Raw genomic sequence first — 12,924 nt, 5'->3', positions numbered from 1 at the left:
CTGACAACCAAGGGGCGAATGCCCCGCAGCTTAGATGCATTGTTAAGTGATGTTACTGCCTTCTCTGTATTTACATTCTCATAAATGTTTTACAGATATATATTGTTTCTTATGTATTCTAGTTATTTATAGTATTTTAATGGTATTTCRTCATGTCTTATATGTTATAATTTTCTAGTACAATATACGGCTWTAAGGGCGGTCGGCTAATCTCCCAGAAGGGAGGTGATGCCCATGGAGGTCAAAGATGCACTTTCCTTAATGTTCATGTTCGGCATGTTCATTCTGGCATTGCTTACCTACATGAAAAAGAAATAGACCGCCCTGCCTAAGGAAACGGTCTATTCTGCGACCTGACTAGTGTGGCCGACTGCTCTTTATGCAGTTATTGTACTTTGGAGCCGTGTTAGCGCACGGCTCCTTACTTATTCTTACCTCAGTATAACTCATTTTATAACGCTTTTATAGGTTTTGTTGATTATTTTTATTTATATAAGGTCTGTAATGTTGTCTGCAGTAATTTCACTTAACGTTCCCGTATTCACGACGTCCCACCGACTTAAGGCCCCCCCAGTGTCCGGCCGTGATGCGGGTAGTCGGTGCGGATGTGTCCGCTGAATCTACTCCTCTGCCGATCACATCTCACGGACCGAGGAGCCACCAGGCTCCGATGCGTGAATATTATGTTACATGATGTCAATGCCCTCTCGAATTAGCCCACAAAATGATCTTTGATTAATTTCATTTCGATATTATTCCACGTGCGTCCTGCCTTATCTTGATATACATTCTCCATACGATTCATCTTCTTAAAACCAATATTCTCGTAACATCTTATTGCCGATACATTAAAATCAAATACGTTTAAATTTATTGCCTTTAATCTGAATTGTTCAAATCCAATCTTTACAATTTCCTTTAATGCCTTGCTTCCAATTCCTCTTCCTCGATTTTGCGTTTCACCAATTAAAAATCTTCCAATTGCAGCTTCTTCAAGTTCTTTATTAAACCTGCATAGTTGTATTGTTCCAACAAATTGCTCTGCCTCTTTGATCCTATATATAAAAACATCCGATTCAATCGTATTTATTCCTTTACTGTAATGTGCTTTCAATTGTTCTATGGTTAATGGATAGGAATAAGTTAAACCTGCCCATTGTACGATGAAATCTTCATCTTTTTGATTTATCCATTCTATGATCGTTGTAAAATCTTGTTCTGATAATGCTTCTAAATAAACCTTCATTGAATGATCCTCCAAAATAAACAGCATTGATTTCATGTAACGTCTTTTTCACGAACTTCGCAAAAATATCATCTCTTGAGGTGTTCACGAACTTCGTGAACACTCCTTCACTAAAAATGTTTACGACTCTTCCAATTGATCTAACGGACTTTTAATCCTTCTTATGTCCTTCACACTCACATGTGTGTACCTTTCGGTGGTCCGTACACTTTGATGACCGAGCAACTCTTGAATGAAGCGAATGTCAATTCCACCTTCCAATAGATGTGTAGCGAATGAATGGCGCAAAGCGTGAATACTAACCTTTTTCTGGATTCCAGAAGCAGCACGTGCTTGTTCGAACACTTTTTGAACAGTTCGTTCAGTCATATGGCGCTCTGGGTGTTGACCTGGGAACATCCACTTCTCAGGCTTTTCTTGTTGTAAATACGGTTGAACCATATCCATAGCTGTATCGGATAATAGCGTAAGACGATCCTTTCGACCTTTGCCTTGAGAAACCCGAAGTGTTTTTCGCTCGAAATCAATGTCTGGAGTTTTCAACCGGACCACTTCCCCTACCCGTAATTCTGAGGAATAGGTAAGGTATAGGATCGCACGATGTTTTAAATTATGGAGTGCTTTTAAGATCAACATCACTTCGTTCATCGATAACACATTCGGCAACTTCTTTTCTTTCTTAGGGCGAACATAAGAGACTGTTTCCTCATGCAATAATACTTTTTGAGCATAGAATTTGATCGCGCTGGGTGCTTGATTAACATAGGAATGAGAACATTTCCTATGAAGTAAGTGTAAGGAATAACTCTGAATCAATTTCTCGTGACCCATCCTCTGATTTTGCTGCTGTACAAAAGCATGAAATCGATGGACTTGACTACAATAAGCTTTTATCGTGTTTTTACTATAACCTCGAAGCTGCAGTGCATCAACGAAAGACCTTTTTATCGACTCATTCCATGAATAGATTGGAATGTGATCCTGCATATGAACTTCATTGTTAAACAAACTGCACTCTTTCATCAACACGCTATCAACATGAATCTTCGTTCCTTCAAAAAGTGTATGTAACTGTTGAATGGATTCGAGTGTATATGGAATCATCCAGACCTTTTTTTCACTGACCCATTTCCTTCCTGGAATTTCTCGAATCTTCATCACCATTTGTTCATCATACTTAAAACGAATATACAAGGAACCTTCATCATTCCGAGACACCCATATACTCACGTACCCACCCTCTCATTATAGCAGCTACCTAATTATTGGAAAGCAAAAAGAGCTCACAATCGCCGTTATCGACGTTGTAAGCTCCCGATACTTTCGGTGCTGTCCACCCTTAATGATCTAACCGCATTCAATTCAATAATATTACGTTTAGGGGTTTAAAATTCTTGTAGCCATTAAATAGATTTAACCATAATCAAGGTAGCAATGGCTACTTCATTTCTCACCTTACTTCAAGCACGAAGATGCAGTGCAAGCGAAATCTTGGTGCTGCCTTTGCGTGTAACATGATGACTAGGAGCGTAGCGAATCGGTCTTGATGCTTCATGCCGTCTTCGAGCAACTCACATCTTAAGATATATGACCATCTGCGTTTGGCGTCGATTCTTACATGAAGAATAGAGTAGTCGTGGATCTTACTACATCTCCTACCCAGATTCAGTACATGATGGTATTTTGTATAATAGAGAGATACATATTGTGGAACTGCGAAGGAGTGGAGCTATCGTCATGAAACCGGAGTTAGATCCGAGAGAAATCAGAACTCTGCAAAAAATAAAAACCGCTCTCCTTCACATGATGGCTTCCCGAATCGATCCCATATCCATTACGGATCTATGTGCCGAGGCACAAGTGACACGGCCTACCTTTTACAAGCATTTTAGTAGTGTAGCCGAGTTAATGGAGGTCATGTCCAAGGAGATGATGGAAGATTTGGAACGCTGCATCGTGATCGAGAAAAAAATATCCCTTCAAGAGGTTGATTATGTGGAACTGCCCTCCAATATGGTAGCTTTATTCAACCATGTGCTGGAGAATCGGCAGTTTTACGAAGCCTTCATTTTAATCCAACCGGACACGCCATTTACGCGTTATTTCAAAGCTACGCTATACTATTTTGTAAATGTCGGGCTTGAAGCATCTATCGAGACAGGCGCCCAGATCAGCGTTCCGTCCGACGTGGTGATCAACTTTATGACGGGCGCGTTTCACGAGACCATCTTGTGGTGGATGTTGAATGGATATCCCTACACTCCACAGGAAATGACGGCTATGGCATTACGTTTGTCCATTAACGGACCCTATCAATTTTAGAATATAAAAAAGAGTAGCGTCTCTCAGTTGAGAATAGGTACGTTACTCTTTTTGCTAACTTCGTAAATCAGAAGGAATATTTGTCCATTTCATCGAAATACAATGTACTAACACGAAATCGATAGAAAGAGATGTGTATGAGATGAATGGAATTCTGGGTGTATCCGGACTATCGTTCTTGCTGGTAACGCTGTTCACCCCCCTGCTTATCTGGGGATTGCGTACGTTAAAGCTTACGCAGCCAATCCGGACCGAGCTGCCTCCCGATCATCAGGCCAAACGCGGGACGCCGTTAATGGCAGGTCTTATATTGCTGATTGGCGTTGCGATGTCACTGCAATTTCAACCCGCGCCACTTACCGTTTTCTTATGCTCGACCTTTCTTTTGTTCAGTTTGATCGGATTTATGGATGACTTCAAAAAAGCTGCATGGCAGGACCCGTCCGGCATTTCCGGTCGCATGAAGCTTGTTTTTCAATTCCTGTTTACCGGCACATTACTGTATGTGCTGTTCCATTTCTTTTCACTGACAAGTGATATCCGACTCTTCAACGGGTTCCAACTCCATCTGCCGGTTAGCGTGTACGTCATCATCATGCTGCTATTCATTGTGGGTTCGGCGAATGCCATTAACTTTACCGACGGTTTGGACGGACTGTTGATCAATGTGGCCATACCCACCTACTTTTTCTTCTTCTTGATCTCCGACAAACCGGAGGTTCAGATGTTCTCGCTGGTCATGATCGGCTGTCTGCTCGGCTTGCTGCTCTACAACATTTATCCGGCCCGGGCTTTTATGGGCGATACGGGATCCCTTGCCATTGGCGGTTCCCTCTCATTCTTAGCGGTGATCGAGAAGGTCGAAATTCTGATTCCGTTGCTGTTCATGATCTATTTGGCCGAGCAACTCTCGGTTATCCTGCAGGTATGGTACTATAAACGGACCAAGCTGCGTCTGTTCCGAATGACCCCGATCCATTTCCACTTCAGTCTCAAGTACGGCTGGAGCGAGAACAAAATCGTGATGATCTTCGGTTTTGTCTCCTGGTTTATGGCTCTTCTCTGTTGGGTACTTGCAAAGTATGTGATGTGAAACACCGAAATAGACAAGCAAAAAAAGCCTCCTGGTAGGATTGAAGCGTGCTTCACTCTACTGGCTGGCTTTTTTCATGTATAAGGATCAGTCCCGATGGGAAGAAGCGATCTCTTCCAGCTCTTTTCTCAAACTCTGGAGCGTTAACGCACGCTCTTTGTCATGCTGGACATCATAAAGCAGCTGCTCCATGAACTCCCAGACATCCTCCAATTTGCGTCTGCCTTGATAAAACTGCAACGCCTCAGCGTTTATTTCATAATCACTGTGCGTTTCTTTATAAACCTTCATAAATAGTTCAAAATAGGGCTCATCCACAAAAGACATCATATCCGCCTCAACCGGTGCCAACTTCAGTCCTTCCCAATCGATCAGCTTCAGTTGCTGCCTCGTAGACATCAGATTCCATCCATGTACGTCGGTATGGCATAATGCCATTGCCAGATCCCGATTCTTCAGCGCTTCGGACAACTCTTCAACTTTAAGCATGATTTCCTTCAATCTATCGATATAATGAAGCAGCACTTCCCCGAGGTCATACGGCAACTCCCCGTCCAGCGTGCTCTTTAGCTGCCCAAGAAACGGCACCGTGTAGTTTTCCATCATGGCACTTGTCACAAGTGGAACCTCTTCCCCATAGCGATGGAGCTCTGCGATCATCTCCGCTAGCTGCCGTACCTGATCCTCTGTCAGTTCTTGATCGGCAATCGTGTCCCCAACGATATATTCATACAGCAGATAGATCCCTTCGTCATCCTCGCATTGATAACTGCCGTCCGTCGTGAGAATGGGGGCTGGAATCTTGCCCTTCAAACGGCTATGCTCTTCAAGCCACAGCAATATCGGCACGTAATCATCAATGAGCGCCGTCCACTTGGGAGTGGATGCCCGGCTTTTCTCATAAGCCTTCAGGAAATAATGCTCGTTATGGCTCCTGACTCTAAATGCGAGTGCAGCCCAGCCACCCTGCTGTGGTACAACGTCAGTATTCTCCAAGCCATAGTGATCCTTCAACATGTTTCGTAAACGGTCCATGGGTCCTCCTATCAACCTTCTTATAAATCTTGGTGCTCCCTTTCACTTTATCATAACGATAGTGAAGATATGATATAAAGTCCATCATTCACGACAAGATGCTGTTCTTCAGGGGCTAGTCCCTGAATTGACACCACTGTCGGAAACATGCCGGGCTTAATGTGTACAGGGAACCAAGGCCGATGTTTATCAATGACGATCAACAACCCGTTCTCATCACCCATCGCTGCAAATTGTTTGCCATCACCTCTCCATAGCGATAAACCGAAGACTTCATGCAGTCGACGGGTTTCTTCACGGACATCAACCACCGGAAGACCGATTTCGCTAATCGCTATAATATGCTTCGCATGGAAAGAATCTACTTGCTCGTGAACCGTCGCATGATGAGCAATGAATTCAATCAAATTGCCGTCAGGATCATAAAAATAACAAGCCGATGCCGGCCAATCCTTAAATTCAAATGGTTGATTGCCATCTTGAGTAATCAGCTCGATCCCGTTATTCTCCAACCACTTCATGGCTTCGGATAATTGGTTAACGGCGATGGAGAAGGCAATATGATAAAAGGCGCGGGAGTCATGATCCTGAACAAATTCGATGGTTGATCGACCGGCTTGGAGCTCCAATCGTTCATCCGCGTCCTTCTTGACTTCAAATTCCAAAAGATCTACATAGAATTTCTTGATCATAGCCAGCTGTTTCGTCCGTACTTCAACTTTCAATATATTCATATGGACCACCCCTTCTTCATTACTGTCTTGCTTGTAGTCTGCGGTTAACTTGACCTCATTGTAGTTTTTAAACAATAATAGATCAATACTATATTTTCTATATAAACAATAGTTTATAACTATATGATACGGAGTGAATCGAATGGAGATCAGACAGCTGCACTATTTTTTGATGCTGTGCAAGGAACTTCATTTTTCCGAAGCGGCGCATAAACTGGGTATTTCCCAGCCCACCTTAAGTCAACAAATACGGGTATTGGAGGATGAAGTCGGGGTTCCGTTATTTGATCGCATGGGTAAAAAAACCGTTCAGACGGAAGCTGGAGCGATCCTGGAACACTATGCCCGACAGATGATTCAGCAAATGGAAAATGCAAAGAGAGCAATTGCGGACTTGACCCATTTAAACACAGGCCATTTACGGGTAGCCGTGCTTCCCTCCGATTTGGATTATCGGCTGACTTCATTGCTTGTTGAGTTTCACAAGGAGTTGCCGAATACCCAAGTGCAGATCATCCCTTCCATTGATATCGTGAACCAAGTGCTAAACAATGAGGTCGATATCGGGGTGGGTCTTGCCATTAAGCCTGACAGCCGGTTAAACCGCCTACCTTTTTACACAGAAACCTATAGTCTCTATGTTCATGAACAGCATCGTTTAGCCAGCCGTGAGCTAATAGAGCCTCAAGAACTTCAACGTATTCCATTTGTGATGTATCCGAATGGGTTTTATGGACGCGAACTGATCAACGCATGGTGCAAAGAGCAAGCGATTGAACTCAAGATCCTGATCGAGACCGGTTCGGTAACCTCTCTATTTCAGCTTGTGAGAGAAGGAATCGGTGCGACCATTCAACCAAGTCAACTGATCGACAGCTTTCATTCCCTCGGTTTAAAGGCAGTTGCCATCGAACACCCTCCTTCCAGGGATTTGGAGATGTACTATCGCAATGACAAATATTTAAGTACAGCAGCTCGTACGTTTATGAAACGGATGGAGAATTCCTTCTAGAATGATTCCAGGCTTATGACAGCATCCAAGAAACATTGAGCCTCTTTTTACCACATATAAAAAAACAAGGGTGCATTTTCAGCATCCTTGTTCTTGCTTGCTTCATCTTTTTTTTATTCTAATGGCCTGCCTTCTTTATAATAAAGATTCCGCTTAAGAATCACGAAGAAAATATGTACGTTCCGGTACCCGTGTTCCGACAAGATGTCGTGAATGCGGGCTGCGACAGCATCATGAATCTCCTGAGTTCTCTGGAACATGAGGATTTCCACGGATAACGGCGTATTGGTTATGATCTGATAAGGAAGCAGTTCAATCTTTACAATTTCCTGCGGTATTTGAACAATACCGGCGAATTCGGCAACGACCTGTGGTGTGATTTCTTCAAGAAAAACTTCGGTAAATCCTTTAAAGCGTAAATATGGCACTCGTATCCCTTCATTTCGTCAAATTATTGTCTTATAGATGTCCCCAAGTGACTTTTATCTCTCTTCTACTATACAATATTGTTATTGTGAAAGGAATCACTATGATTCAGATGCACATATTCGCAGGTGAATTTCAATTATAGTTATCCTTTCAATTGCCCTTTACGGAGCATTTCCGTTAGACTTGATAACATCCGATTCATCATACGAGAAATTCATTATGGAGGTGAAGGTCATCATGGGCCGAAATCTATGGGATGCCGAATGGGAAGTAACCGAGCCGTTAGTCCGATTATTACTTAACCGTCAATTTCCCCAATTGTCCACCCTCAAGGTCCAGGAGATTGGCAACGGATGGGACAACACCGTTTATCGCGTGGGCGATGAGTATGTGTTTCGCTTCCCCCGAAGAGATATTGCCATAAATTTACTAAATACCGAAGCAAAAATCCTGCCCAAGCTTGCAAACTACATAACAGTACCTTATGCGAAACCCCTTTTCTTCGGAAAAGAAAGCGAAGACTATCCTGCACCTTTTCTGGGGTATACCTATCTTCCCGGGAAATTTCCGATTGGAATATCAGATGAAGCGCGGATGCAGTCGGCGGCAACGCTCGCCCGCTTCCTGAAGAACCTGCATGCATTTCCCGTAGAAATAGCACAGCAAGCGGGTGTATTGTCTGACCAGCGTAATCTGACCGATCTGGCCGGCCGGAAAGACAAAATGCTGATTCTCCTCTCCAATCTTACCCACTATATTACGCAGGCGGAGTTGAACGAGATTGCAGACTATTTGCAGGGCATCCACCTGGATCGGGCCAGGCATCGACATATTCTAATCCACGGGGATCTCCATTTTAAAAACATATTGGTCGATGATGCCGGCAAGCTTTCGGGCATTATTGATTGGGGTGACATAAACATTGGCCATCCTGCCTGTGACCTGAGTATCGTTTACAGCTTCCTGCCACCGGCCTCCAGAGCGACTTTCTATGATATCTATGGCGAAGTGGACGAAGAAACTAAGATTCTGGCACGAATGATCGCCGTATATATCCCCATGTTAATATTCATCCAAGCCATCGACGAAAAAGATGAAGCCATTGCATTGGAAGCCAAATCGATTATTCAGCGTGCCATCGCCACGTAATAGTTCGATGGTTATGGTGTAATCATAATTCATGCAAAAAGAAGCTTGAAACCTTCAAGCTTCTTTTTCTTAGTCTCGTGATTTGCCTGACGCTTTTGTAACGTTATATTTTTAACATTCCCATTAATGGCATAATGGTTTTTATCACATTCATGCCCAGTGTAATGTGAGGCACGATCTGTCCCAAGAAGCCCAATCCGCCAACAGCCGCGACTCCTTCTCCTCGCTCAGCCCCTTCGACTGCCGGAGCGCTTGGAGGACCTCCAAACAAGTTGCTTAAAAATCCGGAGATTTGCGCTTTATCCCCGCTCCGAGCAATCGAAGCCGGCATATTTTTGTTAGCACGAAGTCCTGACAGCGTTACTTCCCGGCCTTGGATCTGATTCAGTTCTCCGATATAGTAGCTGCCGTCCTTCAGAACGACCACGACCGGTTGGCCTACCCAATGCTGCGGAGGGCTCGATTTGGAAGCAGATCTGGATTTCCTTGCGCGTTTCGATGACATATTAGGATCCCTCGCTTCCCTATTTATCATGTAGACATCATATGCCGAGCCGTCTTTCATTCTTGTGCCTTTATAGGATGATTGATACAAATGCGTCAATAACCTAGATTTACCAGCCCAGTCACCATATGAAAATAAGCAGAAATTATTTCCGTCGAATGTGGCTTTTTGCCTCCCTCCGGTGTCTAATTAACTGTAAGGTCAAGAGGAGGTTCTTATCCATGTCAAGAGCTCATGACAATCTCCCTGTTTATCCGGATAACCAGGGAACCAAGCGTACATTTGAAGAGATGTATGATGAATACCGCCTGAGGATTCGCCATTATCTCGCACTGAAAGTGAATCCAATGGCTGCAGATGACTTAACACAACTAGTGTTCTTAAGGGCCATGGAGAACCTCGATAAGTTTAACGAGAATTCCAGTCTGTTCACCTGGATCTTCAAGATCGCCCAGAACACGGTTAAAAATGAATATCGAAGTATATCACGTAAACATGAGATGCCTTATGACTTTACAAGTTATGAATCACAGTCCATCTCCCTTGATTTTGCCAGATATGTAGATATTCGAATCGATATTAGCGCGGCACTTAAGCAGCTGAGTGAGCTTGATCAGCAGATTATATCCTTGCGATTCTTCGTGGATTGTACGCTTTTGGAAATATCCAGGATCGTGGGCATGCGCGAGAGTGCGGTGAAAAATCGATTGTACCGTTCCTTAGAGAAGCTAAAGAAAGAATTAAAAGAATGGGGTGACATCACGATTATGTCAATTCTTGATTTGATATCCTTTGAAAGCAAAAGTGAAGCAAGTCATCGTCAGAGCCAAGTGCATCAGGACCTGTTTCAAGAACTAAAGAACAATGTAGAACAGATTGCAGCGAAATATAATCATCAGCCATCACGCAAAATCGTAATTGAGATCTATCCCGATCTGCCAACATTCCATCAAGCCGTTGGAGAATCGGATGCACCTGACTGGTTCATGGGCACGTTCGATAACAACACGTTAAAAATCGTCTCACCCTTAAACCCGGGTCCCGAGCATACGTATCAATCGATCCTCCGGTCCACTCTGCACTTGTATACCATGTGGTTGATCAGCGACATCAACCCCCTTGCCCCCAAATGGATCCGGCAGGGCATTGGCGGGTACGAAGCGCAGCAAATGTCCGAAGATTTCATACGAAGTACGACTTCGGCAGCCATCAGCAATCATGCAATTCCAAGCTTCAAGGATCTCAATGATGATTCCTGGGATTTTGGCAAAACGGGATTTCAGTTCTCCTATCTGATCGTTGAGTTCATCATTAAAAAATATGGGCTAGGTCCATTAAATCAAATCATCCGCAACCCGGATGGTTATCACGACATTTTCCATCTTTCCGAAGAAAAGCTTCATGAACAGTGGGCGAAAGCCCTCCAAGATCAGCTCGTTTAGGTCAAAAGAAACCCGGTCCAGGACCGGGTTTTCCACTATCTCCATACGTTTGCCATTCTCGTTATCCATACCGGCCCAGCACGACATGGGAAATCACCTTTGTCTGCGGGTTATCCAGGTACATATTAGATCTTCCATGCCACATCTGTCTAAGGGGGGGATTAGCAGCCTCACGGCGGCCAACCGTCAAAACATACTTATTCTTTTGTTCCACCACTCCATGGCGGGCTTCGGAAACGTCACCGACCGCATGATACCATGGCTCCCAGCTCTCTAAACCACGATCTTTTCCTACTACTCCCAATCACGTGTCACTTCAGGGACCGTATCCGGACAGCGGATGTCTTAAAACCGGGCATTTTACAGAACGGATCGAGTTCCGGCCGGGTCGCGTGATTGCTTACTTATTCGTTCCCAGTTAAAGGCTTATCCGTTCTTCCTCTTCTCTCATCAGTAGGAAGAGTTGTTCCCGCTAAGGTGAGTTTAAGCACGAGAAACATGCCGTACCCAAGCACACCACCGGCCGTATTCAGGATTAAATCATCCACATCAAAACTTCCCATTGAAAAAAAGAGCTGGGAGCATTCCAGTCCCAGGCTCAACCCCAGGGATGTCGTGAAGGAGCCAATGAATCCGAGGAACTTGTTCCTAAGCATAAGACCGACGAATAGGCCATTGGGCATGAATATGGCGATATTGCCAAAGAGATTGACCACGTCATGCGTACTCGAAAGGTGCTTGATATTCATACGAATGGATTCAAAGGGCGTGAAATTGGCGAATTGCAATCGATTTTGTACATAATCCGGGATCTCGGTGGCTCGATGCAGCTGCTGCCACAGAACTGATATATCTACAGAACCGAACTTGAATAAAATCACCTTGAGTAAGACATAGAGATACAGCGCATATAGTAATACAAGCATCCATTTATACGATAATTTCATTCCTCATCATCCTTGTTTAGCAGTACCGTCACAATGATTCCGTCGATATTGTTTCCAGATATCTCATACTCGCTTCCCGCCGGTATCTCAATCTCCATGTCTTTGGACGTCACGGGTACATACTTTATTTCGTATTCCTTCCCCTCTACGGTTGTTGTATAGCTGGATTGTTCCTTCAGGTAATCCAAATATTCCTCCAATGTAAGATTCAGTTCCTTCATGATCATGCTGTGCGGCTGCCCAACATAACGAAAATGCCACGGTTCATACTGAATGCCTGTAATCTCAGTCTTGTCCTCAGGATATCGCAGAATGAATCCGTGCGCCCATGCATGCTCCTTCAGCCACTTCCCTTCGGGCGATCGATCAATCGACTGCTGCGTCGATCCGATATCCATCGAGAGCCCGAGATTATGTTCGCTGTAGCCTGGAGGCAAGGCGTAATCGGAACCTTTTTCACGATAAAGCTGTTCTTGCTCGCCCTCATCCCGATACCCGCTGCTGATCATGAAGCGATTGACTCCGTCTTCTCCGGCGGCTTCAACCATATCACCGAATTTCTCTGCCACACTGCGCGATAACCGGATTGTGTTGTCCAGAACCACATAACCATGCATTAAGTCTTTATTCTCAAACAATGTTACGATATCCTTCGGCACCGCTCCCTGATCAAGCAGATAATCCTTGTTGACCAGGACCAAATTTCCACGTGTCACTTGTTCATCTGTTACACGGATCGTTTGCGCAGCTGATGGAGGATTCGATTGCGTGTCGGAACCCGCTTTTGATTCCTGTCCATCTCTACTCTCTACTCTATCATTCACGTTAGGCGTCTCCGTCATTATCGACTCACATCCGACCAACAGAAATATAACGAGCATGATCAAACCCTTTTTCAACTTCAACAACTCCCTCTAGCTTGGTTTATCCAGATTAATAAATAGAGTTTAAGGAAAAGTAGGGAAAAGTTAAAGTTTTTCTTAAGAGATGCAAGTTGCCTTTATCCCTTT

Annotated in this window: 15 protein-coding genes; 6 read left to right on the top strand and 9 right to left on the bottom strand. The window is 44.1% G+C overall.

The features are described from left to right. Nucleotides 1–234: 234 nt before the first annotated feature. Nucleotides 235–318 (top strand): putative holin-like toxin, encoded by an 84-nt coding sequence (locus AB4124_RS23420; protein ID WP_220687457.1) that lies wholly within the window; start codon nt 235–237, stop codon nt 316–318. Nucleotides 319–712: 394 nt separating this feature from the next. On the opposite strand, the gene AB4124_RS23415 is transcribed toward AB4124_RS23420, so the two are convergent. Next, complete coding sequence (locus AB4124_RS23415; RefSeq protein ID WP_076321277.1) at nt 713–1,246, bottom strand: GNAT family N-acetyltransferase; 534 nt, start codon at nt 1,244–1,246, stop codon at nt 713–715. Between the two features lie 120 nt (nt 1,247–1,366). Continuing rightward, nucleotides 1,367–2,476: a site-specific tyrosine recombinase/integron integrase gene (gene xerA, locus AB4124_RS23410; protein ID WP_441974329.1), complete on the bottom strand. Its 1,110-nt coding sequence runs from the start codon at nt 2,474–2,476 to the stop codon at nt 1,367–1,369. A 507-nt stretch (nt 2,477–2,983) separates the two neighbouring features. Between xerA and AB4124_RS23405 the strand changes: the two genes are divergently transcribed. Next, nucleotides 2,984–3,568 carry a TetR/AcrR family transcriptional regulator C-terminal domain-containing protein gene (locus AB4124_RS23405; RefSeq protein WP_441974328.1) on the top strand — a complete coding sequence of 195 codons (585 nt, stop codon included), beginning with the start codon at nt 2,984–2,986 and terminating at the stop codon, nt 3,566–3,568. Between the two features lie 142 nt (nt 3,569–3,710). Then, nucleotides 3,711–4,661 (top strand): phospho-N-acetylmuramoyl-pentapeptide-transferase, encoded by a 951-nt coding sequence (mraY, locus tag AB4124_RS23400; protein WP_441974327.1) that lies wholly within the window; start codon nt 3,711–3,713, stop codon nt 4,659–4,661. Between the two features lie 87 nt (nt 4,662–4,748). Here mraY and AB4124_RS23395 read toward each other — a convergent pair whose 3' ends face one another. Both AB4124_RS23395 and AB4124_RS23390 read right to left on the bottom strand, forming a co-directional pair. Then, nucleotides 4,749–5,696, bottom strand: a complete 948-nt coding sequence (locus AB4124_RS23395; protein ID WP_441974326.1) for an aminoglycoside phosphotransferase family protein — start codon at nt 5,694–5,696, stop codon at nt 4,749–4,751. Between the two features lie 50 nt (nt 5,697–5,746). Further along, entirely contained in the window at nt 5,747–6,430 is a 684-nt protein-coding gene (locus AB4124_RS23390; protein WP_441974325.1) for a VOC family protein, read from the bottom strand. Between the two features lie 142 nt (nt 6,431–6,572). On the opposite strand from AB4124_RS23390, the gene AB4124_RS23385 reads away from it, so the two are divergent. Continuing rightward, nucleotides 6,573–7,442: a LysR substrate-binding domain-containing protein gene (locus AB4124_RS23385; protein ID WP_441974324.1), complete on the top strand. Its 870-nt coding sequence runs from the start codon at nt 6,573–6,575 to the stop codon at nt 7,440–7,442. A 113-nt stretch (nt 7,443–7,555) separates the two neighbouring features. Here the strand turns inward: AB4124_RS23385 and AB4124_RS23380 are convergent, their stop codons facing one another. Further along, the gene (locus AB4124_RS23380) at nt 7,556–7,870 is read right to left on the bottom strand and encodes a DUF1904 family protein (protein WP_076321271.1); all 315 of its coding nucleotides are present in this window, start codon (nt 7,868–7,870) and stop codon (nt 7,556–7,558) included. A gap of 238 nt (nt 7,871–8,108) precedes the next feature. Here AB4124_RS23380 and AB4124_RS23375 point away from each other — a divergent pair, with 238 nt between their 5' ends. After that, entirely contained in the window at nt 8,109–9,020 is a 912-nt protein-coding gene (locus AB4124_RS23375) for an aminoglycoside phosphotransferase family protein (RefSeq protein WP_441974323.1), read from the top strand. A gap of 103 nt (nt 9,021–9,123) precedes the next feature. On the opposite strand, the gene AB4124_RS23370 is transcribed toward AB4124_RS23375, so the two are convergent. Continuing rightward, the gene (locus tag AB4124_RS23370; protein WP_076321269.1) at nt 9,124–9,525 is read right to left on the bottom strand and encodes a hypothetical protein; all 402 of its coding nucleotides are present in this window, start codon (nt 9,523–9,525) and stop codon (nt 9,124–9,126) included. Between the two features lie 221 nt (nt 9,526–9,746). Here AB4124_RS23370 and AB4124_RS23365 point away from each other — a divergent pair, with 221 nt between their 5' ends. Then, a complete protein-coding gene (locus AB4124_RS23365) occupies nt 9,747–10,967 on the top strand; it encodes an RNA polymerase sigma factor (RefSeq protein WP_441974322.1) in 1,221 nt (406 codons plus the stop codon). A 61-nt stretch (nt 10,968–11,028) separates the two neighbouring features. Here the strand turns inward: AB4124_RS23365 and AB4124_RS23360 are convergent, their stop codons facing one another. From AB4124_RS23360 to AB4124_RS23350, 3 genes are all read right to left on the bottom strand, one after another. Continuing rightward, a complete protein-coding gene (locus AB4124_RS23360; protein ID WP_441974321.1) occupies nt 11,029–11,271 on the bottom strand; it encodes a hypothetical protein in 243 nt (80 codons plus the stop codon). Nucleotides 11,272–11,371: 100 nt separating this feature from the next. Beyond that, a complete protein-coding gene (locus AB4124_RS23355; RefSeq protein ID WP_076321266.1) occupies nt 11,372–11,914 on the bottom strand; it encodes a VanZ family protein in 543 nt (180 codons plus the stop codon). After that, nucleotides 11,911–12,813: a M15 family metallopeptidase gene (locus AB4124_RS23350; RefSeq protein WP_441974320.1), complete on the bottom strand. Its 903-nt coding sequence runs from the start codon at nt 12,811–12,813 to the stop codon at nt 11,911–11,913. The genes AB4124_RS23355 and AB4124_RS23350 overlap by 4 nt, the downstream gene beginning before the upstream one ends. Between the last annotated feature and the right edge of the window lie 111 nt (nt 12,814–12,924).

The sequence above is a fragment of the Paenibacillus sp. 2KB_20 genome (assembly GCF_052115765.1).
Taxonomy (GTDB): Bacteria; Bacillota; Bacilli; order Paenibacillales; family Paenibacillaceae; genus Paenibacillus_AQ.
The sequence above is the reverse complement of the archived record's forward strand: the minus strand, read 5'-3'. Positions and strand labels throughout refer to the sequence as shown.